The organism is Marinomonas rhodophyticola, from assembly GCF_026113935.1.
In the GTDB taxonomy this organism is placed as follows: domain Bacteria; phylum Pseudomonadota; class Gammaproteobacteria; order Pseudomonadales; family Marinomonadaceae; genus Marinomonas; species Marinomonas rhodophyticola.
On the sequence record NZ_JAPEUL010000009.1, the window covers coordinates 410,227 to 431,700 of the forward strand.

Here is a 21,474-nt window from a genome sequence, read left to right on the forward strand (position 1 = left end):
TCACATGGATGTATTTCATGGCCTCTTAAAACCCTTCCGCGCCCTATCAATCTCTTCTCTCAGAAAACAGTCTTCCGCATGGTCGTTGATGAGTCCCATGGATTGCATGAAGGCGTAGATGGTAGTTGGGCCGACGAATTGCCAGCCGCGTTTTTTGAGTTCTTTGGAGAGGGCGATAGATTCCGCGCAGGTGGTTTGGGTCTCGGGCGGTGGTAGGGTGTTTTCGTCGAGGCTCGTAGCGCCAGATAAACGCGGCTAGCGAACCTTCTTTTTCGACCATTTCTAAAGCGCGTTTGGCGTTGTTAATCACTGCGAGGATTTTGCGTTTATTCCGCACTATACCTTGGTTGTTAAGTAGTTCTGTTATTTCTTTTTCACCAAACTGCGCGACTTTATGGAAGTCGAAGTTTTCGAAGGCGAGACGAAAGTTGTCTCGCTTGCTCAAGATCGTTCTCCAGCTCAAGCCAGACTGAAAGGTCTCTAGACAAAGCTTTTCAAACAATCTTTGGTCGTCGTCGACAGGAAAGCCCCATTCGTGATCATGGTATTCAGGGAAGTCCGGCGCAGAGCTGGCCCACGCGCAGCGGGTTTCATTCTGTTTGGGGGTTTTTAACGTCATAATTGGTACTAATCACAGGCGAGAGTGCCAACATCTGATAATACAGCATAATAAGTAAGGCCAGGCTTAAAGGTGTCTTGGCTCGATGGAATAATATTGTCATATTTAGTAAGGGTTATAATCGGTGCGGTTAAATACCCTTTCGAAGCGATGGAGCTGCTGGTGTTGATGGTGGTTTGAATGTCTAATTTTAGGTCTTTTGGGTCCTTGTTTAATACTGCTTTTAGCATTTTTAGGCTGTCGTCGGTGAAAGAAAAGGCCGCATCTAAAGATAGGCTAGCTTCTTCGTTCGCATTGTAATACAGCTCTTCTGCGGCAAGAGTCATGGTGATGATTTTTAGTCGCTTGACGTCCTCACGCTCTTTAAGGCTTTGAAGTTCTGAACAAGACATTTGATAGCGTTCTAGTACCAAACCATTTACGACGGTATAGCCGGAAGCGCTTTTCTTAGAACTCATATTGGCTGAGTTTGTTTCGGATTGAATGACGACGCCATTTTCCCATTGCGTGTTTTCCGCCCAGTTATAAACCATGCGGTTTGGAGCGATAGCCAATGTATCGACTTTAAGTCTGGCTTCATTTAGTGCCGTAAGCGTTTGATCTTTTAGTGTGTTTTCAGTTGCGCAGGCAGCCAAGGCGTTTTGTTTATCCACTGCTGATAAGCTGTCAGCATCCATTCCCTTGCTGTGCTCTATAAGACAGGATAAATAGTCTGTATTGGCTTTTACAAAGCTCGCAGAAAGTAATTTCTCATCGCTCACTGCTTTAATAAACCTATAAAGAGGATTCGTGTCTGTGCTTTTTTGGGCGTTCTCGACATCAGTCGTGTTGGCAGAATAGTATTCTTGGTAGAGCTTGCCCTTGCGTTCTAGGATAGTGTCTTCTTTTGCTATCGGTGAGTAACCAAGTTCATTTAAACAATTTGTTTTAAATGGGGATCGATAACTGCTTGCGACACAAACTTGGCCTGCTTTTAGCCCAAGTTGCCCATTCAAAGACACATAAGTGGTTTGTAGAGGATGGCCTTTCACAAACCATCTGCTGGGGTTCATCCCCACACCATCGTTTTGGGCTGAGGAGGTGAGGCTATCGACAACATTAAGTTGATTGTTGGAGCAAGCACTCAAGACCAAAGTAAGAATAAGTAAGGGTAGAAAACGCATAGTAGCGCCTCTCTTTTATTTTCGAACTCCTTACAAAGTAGGTCAATTTATGACCATTCACAAGGTGAAATTGCAGCGAGTATTATTTGTCCAATCGAGTTTGTTTCTCCAGTTTGTTAATCAGGGTATCGTAAAACTCTTTGGCGAGGCCTGAAAGCGGGCTTAAGTTAGAGGTCAGTACTTCGAGCGGTTCAACAATATTGGGGGCGAAGGGTTTTAAGACGACGTTGGGCAGTTGGAAGACTTTATCGAAGTAGCGGAAGTTTAAAATGTCGACCAAGGTGGCGCCCATGCCTAAGTTGACAAAGGATAAGCCGTGAATGGTGGTATGCACTTCGAGTGTGCGGTTAAAAGGCAAACCGTTTTCTGCATAAAGGCGTTTCAGCGCTTTGGTGGTGGCGTTTTCAGAGTCGAGTGTTATCCAGTTTAATCCTTGTAAATCATGAGGATGGATAATGTCTAATTGAGACGCGGGATGATCTTTAGGTACCGCGCAATAACAGGCGAGATCAAAGGCGACGGAATCGTGTTTCGAGGAGCTTTGGGCTTTATCGACTAAGCCAATTTGATATTGCCCAGAGGCAATACCTTGTCGAATCGCGGAACAACCAGAAAGATGTAAGCTCACGTCTACGCCAGGATTGGCCGTCATATATTCTGCAATCAGTTCGGGCAAAAATTGGTAGGACGGACCAAAAATGGTGGCGATACGCAGCCTGCCTGTTTTACTGTTTTTAGCACGTTTAATACTGTCCTCTAAGTGGTTTACGCCTTGCAATATGCCATAGACTTCTTCGTGTAAGTAAAGTGCTTCGTCGGTTGGGATCAATTTACCGTTGTTGCGCACAAAGAGCTTGTAGCCGATTTCATCTTCAAAATTAGCAAGCATTTTACTGGCGGCTGGCTGGCTGACATAGCTGCGTTCTGCGGCTCTGGTAATGCTGCCAGTAACAAAGACTTCGTGAAAGATACGCAATTTATTGATGTTCATCGCCATAACCTAAAGTTATTAGACTATTAAAAATATTCAGTGTGATTATAGAAAATCTTCACATAAGATCCTAACGGTTAGTTGTTTGATCTGCATCAAAATATTGCATAAGAAGATGCGGTCACGGTATCACTTACAACAAGAAGCCAGTTAAAAATCGATACTGAATAAAAAGAAACCATAAAATCAACAGCATAAAAGGAACGAACAATGAAGAAATTATCCGTTGCGTTAGCCGTTACATCGACGCTTTTAGCCACAAACAGCTATGCAGACGATAGCACATCCACTTTAAGTGCGGTCAAGGAGCGCGGTTATGTAAATTGCGTGATAGGCAACTCCTTTCCCGGTTTTTACAGTTTGAATAAAGAGGGAGAATGGCAGGGCATGGACATCGACATGTGCCGAGGCGTTGCTTCTGCTGTGTTTGGTGATGCCACCAAAGTAAAATTTCTCCCAGTGCAATGGGCGCAAAGCTTCACCTCTATTAAGAGTGGTAAAGGTGACATATTATCAAAAGGTATGACGTGGACGCTTTCCCGTGATACCCAACAAGGGTTGGATTTCCTAGACACGTATTTTTATGACGGCCAAGGTTTCATGGTGCATAAAGATCTGGGGGTGAAGTCCATCAAAGAGCTAAATGGGGCTACGGTATGTGTACTAACTGGCACCTCTAGTGAGTTGAATATCGCGGATTACAGCCGAGCGAATAATCTAGACATCAAGACGGTGGTATTTGATGACTCTTCTGTGCGCAACACCGCCTTTTTTAACAACAACTGCGATGCATTAACCAATGACAAGTCTGGTTTGGCGGCGCAGCGTTCTGCCGCACCTAACCCAAGCGATTATGTCATTTTACCCGAAACCATTTCCAAAGAAGCTCTGTCTTTCGCGGTGAAGCAAAACGACAGTGAATGGGCGAATGTGGTGAAGTGGACCTTTGCCGCCATGGTGGCGGCAGAAGAGTTTGGTGTGAATTCGCAAAACGTTGAACAGATGCGTGCGGAAAGTCAAAGCCCTGTGGTTCGCCGCTTGCTTGGCGTTGAAGGCGACCTGCATGTTGGTCTAGGGTTGCCGCAAGATTGGGCGTATCAAGTGATTAAAAACGTCGGTAATTACGGTGAAGTCTACGAACGTAACGTGGGGGTAAACAGTGTGTTGGGTCTGGACCGTGAAGGTACTCTGAACGCATTGTGGACTAACGGCGGAATGATGTACGCAAAATCTTTCCGTTAACACCTGATGGCGACACGTTATTGGGTGTAAGGGTTTCTAAATATCGTAATAGCTAGGCGTTTGCCTATCTATTGCGGTTTTGGTTTTCTTTCTTCGTTCGGTATATCGATATGATTCAGTCTTCTACGAGCAAGTCACAAAAAAGTCCCTTGAAGGGCGCTGGCTTGCCTTCGTCTGCGACACAAAAAAGACGGTCTCTGCTTAATAATGATGCAAGCAGAGCGGTCATTCTTCAAGCGTTTGTCTTGATGTTAGCGTTATTCGGCCTATGGTTTTTATTTGCCAATGCCAGTGAAAATTTAAACCGTTTGGGCATGACGTTTGGCTTTGATTTTTTGCAGGTGACTGCGGGGTTTAATATTAGCTGGAGCCTGATTCCTTATGACCCCAGCATGAGTTATTGGCGTGTCTTTTTCGTCGGCATTGTGAATACCTTGGTATTGTCTTTTTGCGTGATTGTCGTCGGTACTCTGGTTGGCACCTTGGTGGGTATTTTACGTTTGTCTGAGAATCCCTTGGTGTCTCAATTGGCTCGTTGGTACGTGGAAATCGTGCGTAATGTGCCCTTGTTAATCCAAATTATTTTTTGGTTTACCGTGGTGTTCTCTACCTTGCCTGCGCCGCGAGAAAGTTATCATCTAGGTGAATGGTTGTTTTTGAATAACCGTGGCTTGTATGTGACGACCGTACAAAGTGCCGTGTCATGGGGATGGGTTCTTGCCCTTGTTGCTGGCTTGACCCTGTTGCTTTATGGGTTGTTGCGTTGGTCTAAACCGTATTACGTCTTGTCTGGTTCTCGTTCCAGTGGGTTTTATATTGGCCTAGTTGTTTGGGCATTGCTGGCTAGCTGGGCTTTGTGGTTCTTTGTGAATGCAATGACTCTGTCTGTGCCGAGCCTGCAAGGTTTTAATTTCAGCGGGGGAGCTTATATTCCAGCGTCATTTGGGGCGGCGTTTGTGGCCATGACGGTGTATCGATCTGCGGCGATAGCTGAAACTGTGCGAGCGGGTATGCAATCTATCGACAGAGGACAACACGAAGCCGCTTTTACCATTGGTTTCTCTCGTGTTCAGTCCTTGCGTCTGATTTTAATTCCACAGGCCATTCGATCCATTATTCCACCGATGACCAATTCTTGGTTGACCAGTGTGAAAGATTCTTCTCTTGCTGTGGCAATTGGCTTTCCTGAGTTGGTGTCGGTGTTTATGCAAACGTCGATGAACCAAACCGGACGCGCTATCGAGATCATCTTTATGGTCATGGGCTTTTATATCTTCATCAGTTTGCTGATCTCCTACTTGCTCAACAAGTACAACGACAGTGTGCAGTATAAGGTGCGATAAATGGACGATCTAAACGTGAAAAATCCACCCGTTTTAAAGCAATTTGTTCCGACACCACCGCGTCCGCCACGTCAAAGTAAAAGTGGCATTTTCGGTACCATTCGTCAGCGTTGTTTTAACAGTATCGGTAACAGTGTGTTGACCTTGTGTGTGATCGCTGTGCTGTTTTATTTAGTGAAACACGTGTTGGATTGGGCCGTGTTTAACGCTGTATTTATTGCGGATAATCGTCGCCAATGCATGGATATCAGTCCGGATGGCGCCTGTTGGGCGGGGGTTATTAGCTGGTTTAATGGCTTAATTTATGGGCGTTTTCCGGTCGATGAGCAATGGCGTGTCAATGTTGGCGTATTGCTTGGCTTGGTGTGGTTATTGCCGCTGATGTCTAAGCGTATACCTTTGCGTAACGTCATCTTATTGTCTTGGATCGGCCTGTATCCTTTTGTCGGGGCGTATCTTTTCTTAGGTGGCCGTTTTGGTGCGGAGTTGGGCTGGGTACATGGCGTGATGACCTGCCTTGCTTTGGCTTTTCTAACCATTATCTACGCTAACTGGATCTTGTCAGTATGGGATAAAAAGGGGCTAAACGAACTGTTTGTGCCGCTGGTATCACGCTTCGTTGAGCGACGAATTCATCTGTTGAGCTTTGTGGCTGTGTGGTTGCTTATCGCGCTGGTGATGGCTTTTGTAGTGAATCAAGTATCGTTGGAACCGGTGGCCATTGAGCGTTGGGGCGGTTTGTTCTTGACGTTTATTATCGCCAGTTTTGCTATCACCATGGCGATTCCTATTGGTGTGGTATTAGCGCTTGGCCGTCGTTCTAAGTTACCCGTGATTCATTGGTTGTCGATGACAGTGATCGAGCTAGTTCGTTCTGTACCTTTGATCACTGTCTTGTTTATGGCCGTGACTCTGTTGCCTATCTTTTTACCCGCGGATGTGGAATTCAACAAGCTTGCGCAGGTGCTGGTGGCGGTGTGTATCTTTGCTGGTGCGTACATGGCGGAAAACATCCGTGGTGGTTTGCAGGCCATTCCCAAAGGTCAGTACGAAGCCGCCGCAACGCTTGGCTTAGGTTATCTGCATACCATGGCGCTGATTATTCTGCCGCAGGCGCTTCGAATGATGATTCCAAACATCATGACGTCGTTTATCAGTTTGTTGAAAGACACGACCTTGGTTTCCATCATTGGTTTGTTCGACATTATGTTGATGGCACGTAATATCGCCAATGACAAAGACTGGGTGGGCATGCACACCGAACCTTTGGTGATGATTTCCGTACTCTTCTTTTTGTTTTGCTACAGCATGTCTCAATACAGTTTGACCCTAGAAAAACGTTTAAAGGTGGATCGCTAATGATGACTTCATCAGGCCATTTGGCTAGAAAAAATACCACAAACACAGCGATTAAAATCGACAAGCTAAATAAATGGTACGGAGACCATCATGTCTTAAAAGACGTTTCTCTGGATATTAGTGAAGGCGAAATTATGGTGGTGTGTGGGCCGTCTGGCTCAGGTAAATCGACCCTGATTCGCTCCTTGAATCATTTAGAAGATTACCAGGAAGGCGTGGTTTCCGTGTTTGGTCAGCCGCTTTCTCGGGATCGTCAAAGCCATAAAATCATTCACCAAACCATGGGTATGGTGTTTCAGAACTTTAACTTATTTCCTCACCTTACTGTTTTGCAGAACTGTACTTTAGGTCTCACTTGGCTGCGCAAGATGTCAGAGCGTGACGCTGACAAAATGGCAATGCGTTTATTGGATCGCGTGGGCATTGCGCAATTGGCGACGCGTTATCCGGGGCAATTATCCGGTGGTCAACAACAGCGTGTGGCGATTTCTCGATCTCTCGCCATGGATCTCAAAATCATGTTGTTCGACGAGCCAACCTCTGCGTTAGATCCAGAAATGGTCAAGGAAGTCTTGGACGTGATGATTGACCTTGCTAAAACCGGCATGACCATGGTGTGCGTTACCCATGAAATGCAGTTCGCCAAACAAGTAGCCGATCGTGTGGTGTTCATGGCCGATGGTGAAATCATCGAAGTTGGGCCACCGGAGCAGGTGTTAGTCAATCCCCAGTGGGATAGGACGAAAGAGTTTTTACAACATGTTCTCTGAAATTTTTGAACGATGGCAGCACTCGTGACATCGTTCAAAGATTGAGCTTAGCGGTTAAAGAAAAATACGAACTTACCCTTATTTTATGGAATGAAATCAATATGTTGGCAAAAAACAGATCGACGTACACCAACATGCCTTTTTGGTTGGCCGATACGTCTTTGGCAAGCAAGATTCACTCAAATGCTCGCTTTGAACTTCCACAAAAAGCCGACGCTGTGATTGTTGGTGGTGGTTTTACGGGTATCTCAGCGGCCATTACTTTGGCGCGAGCGGGGCATCAAAGTGATATTACTGGAAGGTGGTCGGTTAGGGGAAGGAGCCAGTTGTCGAAATGGCGGCTTGCTTGGCCCAAGCTTCAGCAAGTTGGGCGTGGATGGGCTAGAGCGTCAATATGGTCGTGATCAGGTGCATTCGACGATTAGAGAAAGTCTGGTGGCCTTTAATTGGCTGGTGGACTTTATCAAAGAAGAACAAATTGATTGCGATTTGTCTTTGTGCGGGCGTTTTCGTGGGGCCAGTCATCCAAGCCACTATGCGGGTTTAATTGAGCAGGCTGAAGAACTTGCCAAAGTAGTAGATTTCCCCGCGATTGCGGTGAGTCGTCAGGATCAATTCGAAGAAGTGGGTTCTAACGCTTATCATGGCGGCGTGGTTTATCCGACCGATGGTACTTTGCAGCCCGCTAAGCTACATCGTGGACTGTGTCATATCGCTCAGCAATCGGGCGTGTTAATGCTAGAACACACCAAGGTGCGTGATGTCAGTAAACAAGGCGCTAGCTACAAGGTTCAGTACGATGGCGGCGTTATCTATGCCGATCAAGTGATTATCGCCACAAATGGCTACACGGGTGGCGAGTTTGATAAATTCAAACGTCGTGTGATTCCGATTCGTTCCGCGATGATTGCCACCGAGGAATTGCCTGAATCTGTGATTCGTTCTGTGATGCCCGAAATTACGTGCTCATGGCGGTACTGAGCGTTTGGTGGCCTATTATCGACCTTCGCCAGACGGTAAGCGCATCTTGTTTGGCGGGCGGGCGTTTGGTCGCGGTGATCAGCCGCAACTGTATTCGAAATACCTGCAAGATTTCATGATTCGGGTGTTTCCCCAATTAGAAGAGGCCAAAATCGATTACGCTTGGTCGGGCTATGTTGCTTACACCTTTGACCATGTGCCTCACATCGGCCAAATGGACGATATGCACTACGCCATGGGCTACTGTGGTTCTGGTGTGGGTCGCGCCAATTATTTTGGTCGCAAAATTGCCCAACAGGTGCTGAATCAAGCGGAAGGGAAAACGTCTTTCGACCAGTTTCCATTCAATACCCGTCCACTTTACACCGGAAAACCTTGGTTTTTGCCAGCCATTATGCGATGGCATGATTTTGCGGATCGACGCGGCTGGTAATAGCAAGGCGAAGCAACGCTGGATTGAACACCTCTCAAAACCCTAGTGATTCACTTGGGTTTTGTTTTTTTTGCTGGGTATGCTTGAAATGCGTTTAGCTTTGAAGATTCAGAATGTGCTTTTTCAGATCGGTTGTTGAGATATTCGCCGTACGTGGGGCGTATAGGACGATGATATTATCTTTCGCTAAGCACTGGCTAAGGGCATTCCAACGCTCGCTGCCTTGCCATTCATCACCACAGATAACGGCGTTGATGTTGAGCGAGGCTATCCATTGAGCAGCTGCTTCGGTTTGAGACATGGGCGCGCCAACCAAATGGACTTCATCGACAATCGATAGTGCGCTGAGTATGGCCATGCGATCTTGTTCAGACATCACCGGAGCGTAGCCTTTGCTTTGCTTGCCAAACGCATCGGGCGCAACCCCCACAACAAGAACATCCCCTTGTTGTTTGGCATATTTCAGATAGTTGAGGTGCCCTTGGTGGAATAAATCGAAGTAGCCTAATGCGAGTACACGCTGTGGTTGGCTTTTCTGGATTGGCGGCTGGTTCTTCTGGATTGTCTGAAGGTGTTTCTCGATGGCGGCCAGTAGTGGATCGTCTGCTTTATGTCGTCGCAAGGTGGAAAGAATATTCAGCGCTTTTTGTGTGTTGCCTTTGCTCCACTCTCCGTAAAGGCGTGAGTAGCCATAACATAGCGCAAGCCAAGAAAAATGCCGTAAGTTAGCGGCGGATACTATGGTGTCGAAATATGGATCAGGAACGCGCCAATGTGCGCCATAAAGGGCAGCTAAAAACGCATCTGGTGCCGTTAAATGCCATATTTCTCCGGCAGGAGACATTTTGGCGTTAAGCTGAAGCGGGGGAAGTAAGTGATGCGGTTCCAATCAAAGGGAACCTGATCCATCCAAAGTCCTGATATGGTTTCACCTGAAGGAAGCTCGGTACCATACCCGCATACATCCATGGTGATGCCAGACGTTAGGTGTATAAAGCAGCGAGGGTTGATCAAACCATAGGAGCGTGCTGTTTCCTGCCAACCTAGTGCGATTAACGCTTGGATGGCAGCGGGCATTTGTTGCCAATCAATACCAATATCAATGTCTTTGTCGTTGTCTAATAATTGCCCTGTACGCTCAAGGCCGAGTAAGGTGCCGGCGGTAGCAAAAGCATAAATCCCTTGTCGCTTTAGCTCGGCAAGAGTGGTCCATAATAAGGATTCGGCTCGGGGGCGATCAAACGTCGAGGTCTTTTTTATCGGCTGAGGATAGGCCGCCGCCGAAACAAAGGATTGAGACAAAAACGCCCCAAGGGCTTGATGAAAAGCGTGGGAGGCTTGGGGCAACAAGCGGCTTTGTTGATAGCACAATCCTAAGATGTGATATGCCTCATGCAGGTAAGGTTTTTCACGCAATAAAGCTTCAAGCCTTTCAATCCACGCGTTCCCCGTACCTTCTAAGACCGCCAACTGAGCGAGATAGATTTGCGGGATAATATATTCAGGTGCTTGTTTATAAATACCTTGAAAAAGTTGCTTGGCGTCTTGATATTGCCCGGCACGAAAATACTGCACGGCGAGCTGAATTTGGTCATCAATGGTCATGTTCTTCCTGCAGGGTATTATGTGATTGGGAGCAGTATTGTTCTTACTATTAAGGCTGGCTGGGTAAGTGCCTCTTGAGGTCTTAATCTAATACTTTTAGCAAGCAAACTACACGTTCTATTTCGTTAAAGCCAAGTTGTTTGTGAAGGTTAACGCTTTTTTCGTTGGTAATCGGAGCGTCGCTGCCGAGCCACCTGAAAGCCTTTTTGTTTTGCCCATTCTTCAGCAGCGTGAATCAAAGCTTTGCCGATACCTTGCCCTTGGCAATCCGGTGAGACAAACCAAGCTTCGATGTAGGGCGTGGTTTGCTGGCTACTGCCAGGGACGTTGTCACGCAGGTTTAGCTCGATAAAACCGACCATCTTTTGGGCATCATCAAGGGCAATCAACACCTCTTGTACATTTGGATGGCTGCCATGAAAGAAGGCGTCGACTTCCGCTTGGTTAATGTTTTTTATTTCAGGCAGAAATTCGACTCTTAGCGCTGACCAAGCATTGCAATCTTGATGTCGAATAGAGCGAATGTTAATTGGCATTAATAGCGTCTTTTTAGTCATCAAATTAACCCTGCCGCTCATGCTTGCGTAATTTCTGTTAGAAAAATGAATATAATAGATTTTTCTATTCTCTTGAACACAGACTAGTAGGAGTATCAAAGCCCCTTACATTTTAACGTAACAAAATTTACGACTATATTTACAATTTTTTGACAAAATAAAACAATAATTGAGCAGTGTTTTATTCTACATGCACTATGTTTTGTGTAATGTTTTATAAGGGATTGTTCATTATGTTTAGTTTTTCGCGAAAATTGTATCTGGGTTTTTCTGTTGTACTGATATTACTTGGTGCTGTTGGTATTACTTCATATTTTGCTCTCAATAGCGCGTCTACCGGTTTTGAAGAGTATCGTTCGCTTGCAAGATCCACCAATGCCGTTAGTCAAGTTGAAGAGCGTATGTTGATGGTTCGTCTTAAAGTGAAAGATTTTTTACTGACGTCTGACGAAGAAGACAAACGCGAGTTTGATGGTTACTGGCAAGAAACTCAACAATATATGGATGAAGCGATATTGAATATTAAGCATCCTGAGCAAGTTGGTGTGATCAGAGTAATTGCCGATAACTTGAAAGAATACAATCAAGCTTTTAGTCAGGCGGTAACACTGCAAAAACAAAAAGATGAATTAGTTAATAATGTATTAAATCTTTATGGCCCCATTGTTGAACGGGATTTAACTAAAATATTGGTTTCAGCGAAGGACGATGGTGATATGTTTGCGGCTTATCACGCGTCACTAGCTACGCGAAGCTTGTTACTCGCCCGAGTGAACGCGTTGAAGTTTTTAGATTCTAGTACACAAGACGCTGTTGATATTGTGCATAAAGAATTTACAGAAATGAATGCACAGTTTCAGATTTTGAAGAAAGAACTTGAAAATCCTGAGCGTATCAACTTGCTAGATGAAGCAATAAGCAGCGCTGTGCTTTACGAACAGGGATTTGACGCTGTGGTAAAAGCGCAATTGGAACGTAATGCGCTGGTAAACGAGAAATTGAATCAAATTGGCCCTATGGTTGCCAAAATGACGGAAGAGCTTAGAGCCTCATTCCTAGAGGAGCAAAATATCCTTGGACCTGAGTTACAGCAAAGTAATTCGACCGCGATTATTGTGATTGAAGTGATTGTGGTATTGGCGATTGTGTTTGGTATAGCCACGGCCATCTTTATTACTCGTTCCACGATACAAAATCTGGGTGGCGATCCTATGATGGTCACAAATATTGTAAAACGCGTATCAGAAGGTGATCTTGATATCGATTTACCCAATAATAATGAAGACAGTGCCAGTTTGTATGCCGCTGTGAAAGTGATGGTGAGGAGTTCACGCGACAAAGCACACCTTGCACAAAAGATTGCCGACGGAGATTTATCGTCCAAAGTGGTATTAGCGTCGGATAAAGATGTACTGGGCAAAGCTCTGAAAGACATGGTCAAAAACCTTAACAATGTCTTGTCGGAAATCCAAAGCTCTGGTGATCAAATTGCCGCTGGTAGCTCACAAGTATCGAGCTTTAGCCAATCTCTTGCCGAAGGCGCGAACCAGCAAAAAGACAATTTACAGACGATTTCTGCGGCATTAGAAGAGCTTTCTGTGCAAACCAATGATAATGCAACAGGGGCAAAACAAGCCAGTCAATTGGCTCTTACGGCACAAAAAGCGGTTGCGCAAGGCCAGTCACACATGCAAGACATGGTAGCAGCTATGAATGACATAAAAGACGCAGGACAAAGTATTGCAGGCTTCATTAAAACCATTGATGAAATCGCCGAACAGACAAATTTATTGGCCCTAAACGCCGCGATTGAAGCCGCGAGAGCTGGCGAACAAGGGCGAGGCTTTGCAGTGGTGGCTGATGAAGTGCGTGGCTTGGCATCAAGAAGTACCGCCGCCGCCATGGAAACAGCCAAATTAATTCAGCTGTCTTCAGCCAAAACCGAAAGCGGTGTTGCTATCGCACAAAGTACGGCTCAAGCGCTTCAAGCGGTGTTTGATGGCATTAATGAAACCACGGATTTAGTGACGAAAATTGCCTCTGCCAGTGGCGAGCAAGCACTGGCAGTAGATGAAGTAACGCGTGCAATTGTATCCGTTGGCGATGTTGTCGAGTCTCAATGCCGCTGCTTCTGTCGAAGGCGCTGCTGCTGCAGAGCAGCTAAGCAGTCAAAGTGCTGTAATGAGAGACACCATGGCTCATTTCACTTTAGCAAAGAGCTAAGCGCATTTTTAAATGCTAGTGCTAAAAAACCGTTAGTGCCTCTAAGGTGCTAGCGGTTTTTTATTTTATATGGCGCAAACGGTAGCGATTATTGTTTGCCATAGGTTTCTGTTCAAACCTTCCTTAGTCTGTTGAAATGGCGTATTGTCATTTGATTGATTGTTTTTTCTTCAAAAAGAAAAATAATAAAAAGGAGAAAGGCTTTGAAAAAGTATCATAACTTATTCTTTATCCTTGTTTTACTCTGCTTCCCACTATTTGCGGCGAGCAAAGCGTCGATTAATGAACTGAATTCTTGTCGTGCTCTAGTGGACTTTGTTGATGTGAAATTAGATGAGTTTGCTGGTTATTACACGAAGGAAGACATGGCCTTGGTTCATAAAGGCTTATTAGCTTACAGTGAGTTTTTACAAAATGATGTGATAACGCCCATGTTATTAAACATGTACGGGGGGAACGCGGATCAGGCAAAGTTAATGCAAAATTTGTTTGATCGACAACAAGTGACTTTTTTCGCCATCTTAACGAGCGATATTCCAAAAGAAAACTGTTTACTGAATACGCGGCGGCGATAAACGATTGTACTGCTAAAGCTCGTGTTAGAGCAGACGTTGCCAAAGCCTTAAACACGTCTTTGAACGTGATGATAAAGCTAGCTCGGCAGAGCTAGCTTTTGTGTCGTGATTATTAAAATCCGCTGGGTTGATCTATCAACATGGAGGTTGATAACAAATACTGTTCGTTTAGATAACTGAGCAGTTCTGTGTTCACATCTTGCTGAATATTTGGCAGCCCTTGGTTACCAAAAATGCGATTTATTTCAATCACGTAGGGAACAGGTCCGACCATGGCAATGTCGAACCCTGCGTGGTTAATGTCGAGAGATTGTGCCAAAAATGTCACTAGGTCTTGGGCTTCTTTGGGAATCAATGCCACTTCCACTTGTCCGCCTTGGCTGATGTTGTTGTGGAAACCATTGTCTGACTGTAGACGCCAGTAACCACTGACAATCTTATTGCCTACCCAAATAACGCGCATGTCTCTGTCTATTGGTAGATATTCTTGCGCGTATAAGACATCTGTTTTCGCCACATAATCGCGCCACTGGCTCGGTGTTTCGATTAAAAACACACCATTTCCCATACTGCTACGAGGAATCTTGGCAACAAAGGGCGACGGCATTTCGTCCCAAATTTTATCCGCCTCGTAAGGTGTATTGGCGGCTATGATCGTATAAGGATGCTGATGCGGCACGACCGTGCGAAATGTGCGTGTCATTTCGACTTTATCGTGTCCTATCATGTATGACGCAAGGCTTGGAAAAATACGCTTTTTTAGCCCATGAACCAACGCGGTAAGCTGCCAGTATTGTGGGAATAGTAGCCAATCTGCCTCTTTGATTTCCTCCAAATGATCATACATAGATTCGGGTTTAATGTATTTAACCTGAGGTAAGTGGAGGGTTCTTAGTGCGTCAAACGAGATGATATTCATTATTTATAATCAATAGCCAAACATGGCGCGATTGTGAGGCCAGAAGCTGAAAAAATAAACAAAAAAATGCGCTTTTTTTAGCCTATTTTCGACTCAAAAAAAGCGTCCATTCGGGTAGCAAATAGCACCGTAAGAATCAGTGTTCTCGTGGTGCGTATTTGAGAAAAATACCTAATGAAATCAATAAGAATCCAGAACTCGCTACAATAGCAACGGGATAATACAAGTTCCCCGCCATATCCAGCTGACTGTATTTAATCACCATAATGAGACCTTCTAGCGCCATGGCGACACAAACGGTGCCAATAAAGCGCGGTAAAGTGCGACGTAGTAAAACAATAATATCGTGCTCATTATCACTGCCGTATTCTTTATTAATGACCATCGCCAATTCAAATACCGCAATGGCAATGATGTTGGAGTTGATGATTTTGATAATAACTTGGGTGAGGCTTTCGCCATGACGGTATTCACCTATGGCACCGAAAAAACTGGCGAGTACCACAAATCCTGCGAGGCTGAAGAAAATAGTAGCGAAGGTTTTGGCAAAAGCTTTTTGAAGGTTTATGCGCATTGTTAAGCACCTAATGTGTTTGATAACGCTTCTTACAATAGGGATTCGCCAGTAAATACATAGGCTTAAAAGCTCATTGCCATCAAGCTTCCTTGTTGATGACAAAAACTGTTCATTTTTTACGGAGAGGAATAAAAAAAGGGCGAATGGCTGTTCTGCCTGTCGCCCTTTAAGTTATGTTTCGTTGCGTTTATTCTGTTACGAGGAGCTCTACTCCGTCGTCATTGTACTCAACCTTGGCCTTAAAGCCTTTTGTGAGTACTTGTTCAAATTTTCCACGCCAGTATTTAGCTTGAATGAGAGGGATACGATCACCGACCTGTGGTTTAGCGAGTGCATCAATGACCAAGGTGCCCCCTTGAATCATGGCGGTATTTTTTACGGTGAGAGCGGGTACGTTAACTTGGTCTAGATGGATGGTTAGCATGCCGCTTTGCTGTTGCAAGTTGTTCACATTCAGCCCGCTAGTGATTAACAAAACCCCGTTCTCTATAAAGACATCTCCAGAACCAAACGCAGTACGTGATTGCGCCTCTAGTACCCCTGCTTTTAAATGCGTTCCGCCGCTGTAGCTATTGTTGCCTGTTAGGGTTAACCAGCCCGTGCCTTGCTTGGTTAATAAGCCTTTGCCACTGATATCGTTACGCCACCAATCATGGGCATTAAATCGACCTTTATCAGCGTCCATGGTCACCGTGACATCCCCAAGGAAGGCGCCATATCCATCCGCTGCGGTGACATAATCTAATCGCCCCCACCCGTTTGACTCGTCTAGCACTGGGTAGCCGGAATCAATCGAGGTGGTGTACAACACCGCACGGCGTTGTTCAGCTGTTAAATAAGGCTGGCGTGTTTCCAGTAGTACTTCAGCACCTTTTGGTACGACAGGCGCTTGTCCGGCTTTACTCTTGTCTTGAGTAAAGCCATAGGTCATACGGAAACGATACAGAGCTTTGTTGCTATCGTGATCAGCCCAACGATCTGAAGAATCTTGCTGGTGCGCGAGATCGTAAAGCGAATCCCCAGCGGACATTTGGGAAAAATATTCGCCCGTATTCTCATAGGCGGCTTCTTTTAGCGCCGTGTTTTTCTCGTTAAGAAGAGCGGCTGCAGCCACCGCTTGCGATTGAATGCGACCACCAATCACATCGAATGGCGAATGCATACCCGCCACAATACGACTTTCACCCAGCTCAGAGCCGCGCGTCACCATTTCTGCAAAGCGTTCTGGAAAAGCATAAGCATACGCCCAAGCTGCTAAGTAACCTGCATTGGTGTGACCGCTTGGGAAAGCGCCATCTTTACGGCGGCCATCCTCTGCTTTACGGCGTTGGTATTTTAGAGAAGGAACAATAGACACGTTTGTATCGTACAGTTCGAAGGTTTTCCCGCCTAAGCTCTCTGTGTCGGGTTTGCCATCGTGATTAGCGTCCAGCGGAATCACTTGCCCTTCATCGTTCATACGCCAAGGGCGAGGAGACGAGAAGGTGTATTTTGCTGGTGAAGTAGAGGCTGAACTTTCACGAAGCAAATGTACCAAGTCAACGACCTTGCCTAATTCAGAAGAAGACAAACCTTTTGCTTTATCATCATCTCCACCTTCGGAATAATCCAGCGTCGCGTTGGCGTCAAAATAAGCGGGATCGGAAGATGCTCTAGTGACATCGTTAACAGTATGCAGTGGTACATTCGAATGTGCTTGAGCACCTTTTATATAGGCGTTAGTCAGTGGACCAAAGCCGTCAATCACACTAAAATTCTTGTCTCGACGATCATCTAAATAAGCATCCAATGTTTGTTGATACGTCCGATTATTCGTGACTTTTACTACATAGGCGATGTTTTCTTGCCATGCTATTGGGTTAATAATTTTGACGTTGCTAAAATCTGCAGGGCCTTTACTGTTGGCACTGCCGTTTGCCCATTGTTCGTCTCCTAGCGTCCATATTTGGTTAAATCCAGACAGCAGGGTAAGAATGGGGTTATAGTCGGGGTCGTATTTATGTTCGTTACCGTTGTTTTCAATATTGTCCACAGCTGGTAGAGGAAACGAAACCTTGGGTGTAGGTACGACTTGTTCATAACCTACTCCCGTTGGTTTATCTGCACCCTGCCTAATGGCGCAGGCGGTTAAAAATGATACTGTGATGAGGGCAAGTGTTAGGGGTTTAAGAACCGGATATGACGAGTGTGTCTTAGTTTTCATGAACATGAGTATCCATAGGAGTGTTAATAAACATCCTCCCAAGATACTGTTAATTTGTTAATGTTTTGTGACTCACGCTGGATTAACAGGCAAAATCCAGCGTACTTATTTTAGGTTAAGATTCCAATAGCTCGTTTGATTGCGTCTTACGAATTTTACGCACAGAATCAATGATAAGCATGGCTAAGGCTGACCAGATCAAGGTAAACGTAATGAGCTTTTCTGGACTGAGTGGCTCGTCATACAAAAATACCGCTAATATAAACATTCCCGTGGGGCCAATGTATTGGAAAAAGCCTAAGGTTACCAAGCTGACTCGGTTCGCCGCGGCGGCAAAACACATTAATGGCACCATGGTGATAGGTCCCGCTGCAAACAACAACCAATTCACCGTACTGCTGTTTTCAAACATATTGGCGCTAGGAGAATCGCTCATTAGCAAATACGCCAGCGCAAACGGCAGCATAAGCGCGGTCTCAATCGCCATTCCAGTAAAACTGTCCACGGCTACTTTTTTGCGGACTAACCCGTAAATACCAAATGTCAGTGCCAGCGCTAAAGCTACCCAAGGCAAAGAACCAAACTGAATAACTTCAAAAGCGACCGCACAAAAGCACAGACCAACAGCGATCTTACGCGTTCTATCTAACTTGTCTTGGAAAAAAATCATCCCCAATAAAATACTGATGAGCGGATTAATGTAGTAACCCAAGCTGGCGCTTAGCAACATATTGCTTTGTACTGCGCAAATGAAAATCCCCCAGTTAAGACCAATTAACACGGTCGATACCAGCATCGCCAACAGTGCTTTGGGTGAACGCAAAATCCTGATCAAGGCCGCGCCATAGCGCAACGCAACAATCAGTACCAACACAATAACGCAAGACCAAATAATTCGATGAGCCAGCACTTCTTGGGCAGGCACAAACGACATTTCTTTAAAATAGATAGGCGCAATCGCCCATAGAGTAAACGCCGTTAACGCGTAGAAAATGCCGCTTTTTGATGAGGTTTGCATTGAAATAATCCTATTCAATGAATGTTGTTTTTAGGCATAAGAGTGTATAGCAATACTGGTTAAATGGTCAGATTTTTATTGAAAGCTGAATGACTATCTTATGCAACGATTCCAGTGACGGTGAAACAGACAATTTCATTTGCGTACTGATTGAACGTATTGCCTAAGCTGGGGGATGGGTTTAAAGTTAAGCCATTAACTTTACATTAATCGAACTTCGGGGCGGGGTGAAATTCCCCACCGGCGGTAATTTGACGAGATTGAAAAATCTATCAACAGCCCGCGAGCGCCTTGTTTCTTACGTTAAGAAAAGCATCTTAGACATGTCGTTTAAGAAGCAAGGGTCAGCAGATCTGGTGAGACTCCAGAGCCGACGGTTACAGTCCGGATGATAGAAGATCGACCAAGCGTGAGTGCACGAACTTGTCTTCGTGTCTCTGTGCTGCGCCTTTCTGTGTGCAATTCTTGGTATATTCGTTTTCATCACCCCTGTACATCTTATTGATTGGAGAAACCAAAGATGGCAGGCACTTTTTTTATCATGATCGCGTGCTTCACGTGGGCGCTTGATACGTTAATTCGTTATCCCTTGTTGGGTGCGGGTTATTCCACCCTACAAATTGTTTTGATCGAACACCTTACCTTGGTGTTGTTTGTCGCGCCTATGTTGTGGCGTTATCGTCATGTGTATCGCCACATGTCGATCAGTGGCTTTTCGTGCTTGTTTTTCATTGGCGGTATTGGTTCTGCCATGGGTACCTTGGCGTTTACCGAAGCTTTTCACTATTTGAATCCCACGGTGGTGATCTTGCTGCAAAAGCTGCAACCGATCGTGGCAATTTTGTTGGCGTATTGGTTACTGAAAGAACGCATTGAAGGGCAGTTTGTCCGGTGGGCCGCGGTCATTTTGCTGGGCAGCTTTGTGATGATGTGGCCAGATCTACGCCAACTAGGCGATGCCCAATGGCACTATTCAAGTGACACAACAAGCATTATGAAAGGCTATGGTTACACCCTAATAGCGGTGATCGCTTGGGGCGCAGCAACCGTGTGCGGCAAATACTTGTCCCATCAACACATGCCAGCCAACGCGATTATGTCGGGACGTTTTGTAGCTGGCTTATTGGTGTTATTGCCTTTGACGCTGGCCCAATCAGACAGCCTCATTCCCATGACATCCATTGACTTGAGCTTGGCAATTGCTATGGCGCTATTGAGTGGTTTTGTGGGCATGTGGTTCTACTATCAAGGATTGAAAACCGTGCCAGCACAACTTGCCACCTTAGCCGAGTTATCGTTCCCTGTCTTTGCCGCCGTGATCAACTGGTACTTCCTCAACATGGGATTAACCGCCTACCAAATCATCGGCGGCTTGATGCTCATCCTCGGCAACATCGGTTTGCGCATGAAAGAACTGAAAAAAACCGAATTGGCGCCAGTGACTCAGTAGTTTTTAGTTAATTAAAACAGTCTGGTGATTTTTTGAGCATTAGACTGTTTTCAAATCTTTCTCCCACATAGTTAGTTTCCTTTTTTGATTCTGCAAATACCTGCCCCTCTTTGGTGCTTTTTGCTTTAGAATAGCACACATAATTTGTCCGTAAGGTCAGTTTTCTTTTTCTTCATGCGCAGACAGTGTGATTCACACTGTTAAAAGGAATACCGATGTCCAGCTCTTCCTCTACTTCTAATGATTTTTCAATCACCGAGCCAAAAACCCAGTGGCTGAATGTTATCTTGCTGTGGGTGGCGGGTATTTCTGCGGCGATGCAGTTTGCCAAGTTTTCGGTGTCTTTCGATGATTTGCTTGCGCATTATCAAGCCGGTGCAACGTCAACCGGTGCGGCATTGTCTGCGGTTGGTATGGCGGGTTTAATCTTCGGGGTGTCGGCGGGCATGATCGCCAGTCGCGTTGGTTATTTGAAGGTGTTGGTTGGCGCTTTGTTGTTAGGTGGTGGTTTATCTTTGATTCAATCCACTCTGCCGCCTTTTAATCTGTTGTTTGTGACGCGAATGCTGGAAGGCTTTTCGCAATTAGGTGTGGTGGTCGCCGCACCGACGTTGATTGCAAAGTTAAGTGCGCCGCAGCATAAGTCGTTGACCATGGGGATTTGGGGTACCTTCTTTGGGGTCGCCTTTGCTTTATGTGGCTGGGCGGGAAAGAACATTTTAGATCAATACGGTTTGCAGACCTTGTTTCTGAGTCATGGCGTTTTTATTAGTACTATCGGTTTGGTGTTGTTCTTCAAGCTAAGAAAAAATCCGGTCTTGGATTTGGTACCAGTAACGGAAATGCAGGATGGCTTCTTGAGACAGATGATAAAAATTTATCAAAACCCTCGCGCCTTGCTCCCTAGCTGTGTGTTCTTGTTTTACACCTGCACCTTGGTGTCGGTATTGACTTATGTTCCTGGTTTGATTGGTGATTCGACATTGCAGAAATTGATGTTGGTGGTGTTGCCGCTCATTAGTACTGGCGGAACTTTTTTAGCGGGGGCGATTGCGCAATATTTGATGAGGCCGCAACGTGTGGCACTTATGGCGTATTGTGGTGTGGCAGTGAGCGTGGTTGTATTGTCATTAATCAGTGCTTCGCCTGAACTGTTCTGCGTTGTGGTTGGTGTGATGGTGCTGTTTCTTGGTATGGTGCCAGGTTCGGCGTTGGCGATGATTCCCACCCTTGCTCGCAATCCAAGTGAACAAGCACAAGGTTATGGCTTACTTGCCCAGTTTGGTAACATTGGCGCGACGGTTGGGCCACCAACATTTGCGACGGCGATTGCGATTTATGGGCTTTCTGGCTTAGTTATGTTGGTGTTGTGCGTTTGCTGTTTTGGTGTGCTATTTAGTCTCTGGGCTGGGCGTATCAAAGCCACTGTTTAGTGTTTTTCTTGTC

The 21,474-nt window shown here is 45.5% G+C and carries 20 protein-coding genes, 1 pseudogene and 1 riboswitch; of the genes and pseudogenes, 11 read left to right on the forward strand and 10 right to left on the reverse strand.

What is annotated here, in order from left to right:
- Positions 1-15 precede the first annotated feature (15 nt).
- From ONZ52_RS16345 to ONZ52_RS16355, 3 genes and pseudogenes are all read right to left on the reverse strand, one after another.
- Positions 16-619 (reverse strand): annotated as a pseudogene (locus tag ONZ52_RS16345) (DNA-3-methyladenine glycosylase I).
- Positions 620-627: 8 nt separating this feature from the next.
- Complete coding sequence (locus ONZ52_RS16350) at positions 628-1,782, reverse strand: hypothetical protein (protein WP_265219771.1); 1,155 nt, start codon at positions 1,780-1,782, stop codon at positions 628-630.
- 82 nt (positions 1,783-1,864) lie between these two features.
- Positions 1,865-2,773 (reverse strand): LysR family transcriptional regulator, encoded by a 909-nt coding sequence (locus ONZ52_RS16355; RefSeq protein WP_265219772.1) that lies wholly within the window; start codon positions 2,771-2,773, stop codon positions 1,865-1,867.
- Between the two features lie 210 nt (positions 2,774-2,983).
- Between ONZ52_RS16355 and ONZ52_RS16360 the strand changes: the two genes are divergently transcribed.
- From ONZ52_RS16360 to ONZ52_RS16390, 7 genes are all read left to right on the forward strand, one after another.
- Positions 2,984-4,015, forward strand: a complete 1,032-nt coding sequence (locus tag ONZ52_RS16360) for an amino acid ABC transporter substrate-binding protein (RefSeq protein ID WP_265219773.1) — start codon at positions 2,984-2,986, stop codon at positions 4,013-4,015.
- 110 nt (positions 4,016-4,125) lie between these two features.
- Positions 4,126-5,358 carry an amino acid ABC transporter permease gene (locus tag ONZ52_RS16365; protein WP_265219774.1) on the forward strand — a complete coding sequence of 411 codons (1,233 nt, stop codon included), beginning with the start codon at positions 4,126-4,128 and terminating at the stop codon, positions 5,356-5,358.
- Positions 5,359-6,717: an amino acid ABC transporter permease gene (locus ONZ52_RS16370; RefSeq protein WP_265219775.1), complete on the forward strand. Its 1,359-nt coding sequence runs from the start codon at positions 5,359-5,361 to the stop codon at positions 6,715-6,717.
- Complete coding sequence (locus ONZ52_RS16375; protein WP_265219776.1) at positions 6,717-7,487, forward strand: amino acid ABC transporter ATP-binding protein; 771 nt, start codon at positions 6,717-6,719, stop codon at positions 7,485-7,487. The genes ONZ52_RS16370 and ONZ52_RS16375 overlap by 1 nt, the downstream gene beginning before the upstream one ends.
- Before the next feature lie 5 nt (positions 7,488-7,492).
- Positions 7,493-7,891: a hypothetical protein gene (locus ONZ52_RS16380; protein ID WP_265219777.1), complete on the forward strand. Its 399-nt coding sequence runs from the start codon at positions 7,493-7,495 to the stop codon at positions 7,889-7,891.
- A complete protein-coding gene (locus ONZ52_RS16385) occupies positions 7,773-8,468 on the forward strand; it encodes an NAD(P)/FAD-dependent oxidoreductase (protein WP_265219778.1) in 696 nt (231 codons plus the stop codon). Before ONZ52_RS16380 ends, ONZ52_RS16385 begins: the two co-directional genes overlap by 119 nt.
- A gap of 7 nt (positions 8,469-8,475) precedes the next feature.
- Positions 8,476-8,901: an NAD(P)/FAD-dependent oxidoreductase gene (locus ONZ52_RS16390; RefSeq protein WP_265219779.1), complete on the forward strand. Its 426-nt coding sequence runs from the start codon at positions 8,476-8,478 to the stop codon at positions 8,899-8,901.
- A gap of 94 nt (positions 8,902-8,995) precedes the next feature.
- Here ONZ52_RS16390 and ONZ52_RS16395 read toward each other — a convergent pair whose 3' ends face one another.
- From ONZ52_RS16395 to ONZ52_RS16405, 3 genes are all read right to left on the reverse strand, one after another.
- Entirely contained in the window at positions 8,996-9,745 is a 750-nt protein-coding gene (locus ONZ52_RS16395) for an FAD synthase family protein (RefSeq protein WP_265219780.1), read from the reverse strand.
- Entirely contained in the window at positions 9,715-10,506 is a 792-nt protein-coding gene (locus ONZ52_RS16400) for a tetratricopeptide repeat protein (protein WP_265219781.1), read from the reverse strand. Before ONZ52_RS16400 ends, ONZ52_RS16395 begins: the two co-directional genes overlap by 31 nt.
- 149 nt (positions 10,507-10,655) lie before the next feature.
- Positions 10,656-11,063: a GNAT family N-acetyltransferase gene (locus ONZ52_RS16405; RefSeq protein WP_265219782.1), complete on the reverse strand. Its 408-nt coding sequence runs from the start codon at positions 11,061-11,063 to the stop codon at positions 10,656-10,658.
- 233 nt (positions 11,064-11,296) lie between these two features.
- Between ONZ52_RS16405 and ONZ52_RS16410 the strand changes: the two genes are divergently transcribed.
- Complete coding sequence (locus ONZ52_RS16410; protein ID WP_265219783.1) at positions 11,297-13,339, forward strand: HAMP domain-containing methyl-accepting chemotaxis protein; 2,043 nt, start codon at positions 11,297-11,299, stop codon at positions 13,337-13,339.
- A 150-nt stretch (positions 13,340-13,489) separates the two neighbouring features.
- Positions 13,490-13,861, forward strand: a complete 372-nt coding sequence (locus ONZ52_RS16415) for a hypothetical protein (protein ID WP_265219784.1) — start codon at positions 13,490-13,492, stop codon at positions 13,859-13,861.
- 112 nt (positions 13,862-13,973) lie between these two features.
- Here the strand turns inward: ONZ52_RS16415 and ONZ52_RS16420 are convergent, their stop codons facing one another.
- From ONZ52_RS16420 to rarD, 4 genes are all read right to left on the reverse strand, one after another.
- Positions 13,974-14,780, reverse strand: a complete 807-nt coding sequence (locus tag ONZ52_RS16420) for an ATP-grasp domain-containing protein (RefSeq protein WP_265219785.1) — start codon at positions 14,778-14,780, stop codon at positions 13,974-13,976.
- A gap of 136 nt (positions 14,781-14,916) precedes the next feature.
- Positions 14,917-15,354: a hypothetical protein gene (locus tag ONZ52_RS16425; RefSeq protein ID WP_265219786.1), complete on the reverse strand. Its 438-nt coding sequence runs from the start codon at positions 15,352-15,354 to the stop codon at positions 14,917-14,919.
- A gap of 190 nt (positions 15,355-15,544) precedes the next feature.
- On the reverse strand, positions 15,545-17,560 hold the full coding sequence (locus ONZ52_RS16430) for a phosphatase PAP2 family protein (protein ID WP_265219787.1): 2,016 nt from the start codon (positions 17,558-17,560) through the stop codon (positions 15,545-15,547).
- A 115-nt stretch (positions 17,561-17,675) separates the two neighbouring features.
- Positions 17,676-18,578 (reverse strand): EamA family transporter RarD, encoded by a 903-nt coding sequence (gene rarD / locus ONZ52_RS16435; protein ID WP_265219788.1) that lies wholly within the window; start codon positions 18,576-18,578, stop codon positions 17,676-17,678.
- 209 nt (positions 18,579-18,787) lie between these two features.
- Positions 18,788-18,982, forward strand: a riboswitch (FMN riboswitch).
- 116 nt (positions 18,983-19,098) lie between these two features.
- Here rarD and ONZ52_RS16440 point away from each other — a divergent pair.
- Both ONZ52_RS16440 and ONZ52_RS16445 read left to right on the forward strand, forming a co-directional pair.
- Positions 19,099-20,028 carry a DMT family transporter gene (locus ONZ52_RS16440; RefSeq protein WP_265219789.1) on the forward strand — a complete coding sequence of 310 codons (930 nt, stop codon included), beginning with the start codon at positions 19,099-19,101 and terminating at the stop codon, positions 20,026-20,028.
- A gap of 215 nt (positions 20,029-20,243) precedes the next feature.
- A complete protein-coding gene (locus ONZ52_RS16445) occupies positions 20,244-21,461 on the forward strand; it encodes an MFS transporter (RefSeq protein ID WP_265219790.1) in 1,218 nt (405 codons plus the stop codon).
- The last annotated feature ends 13 nt before the right edge of the window (positions 21,462-21,474 follow it).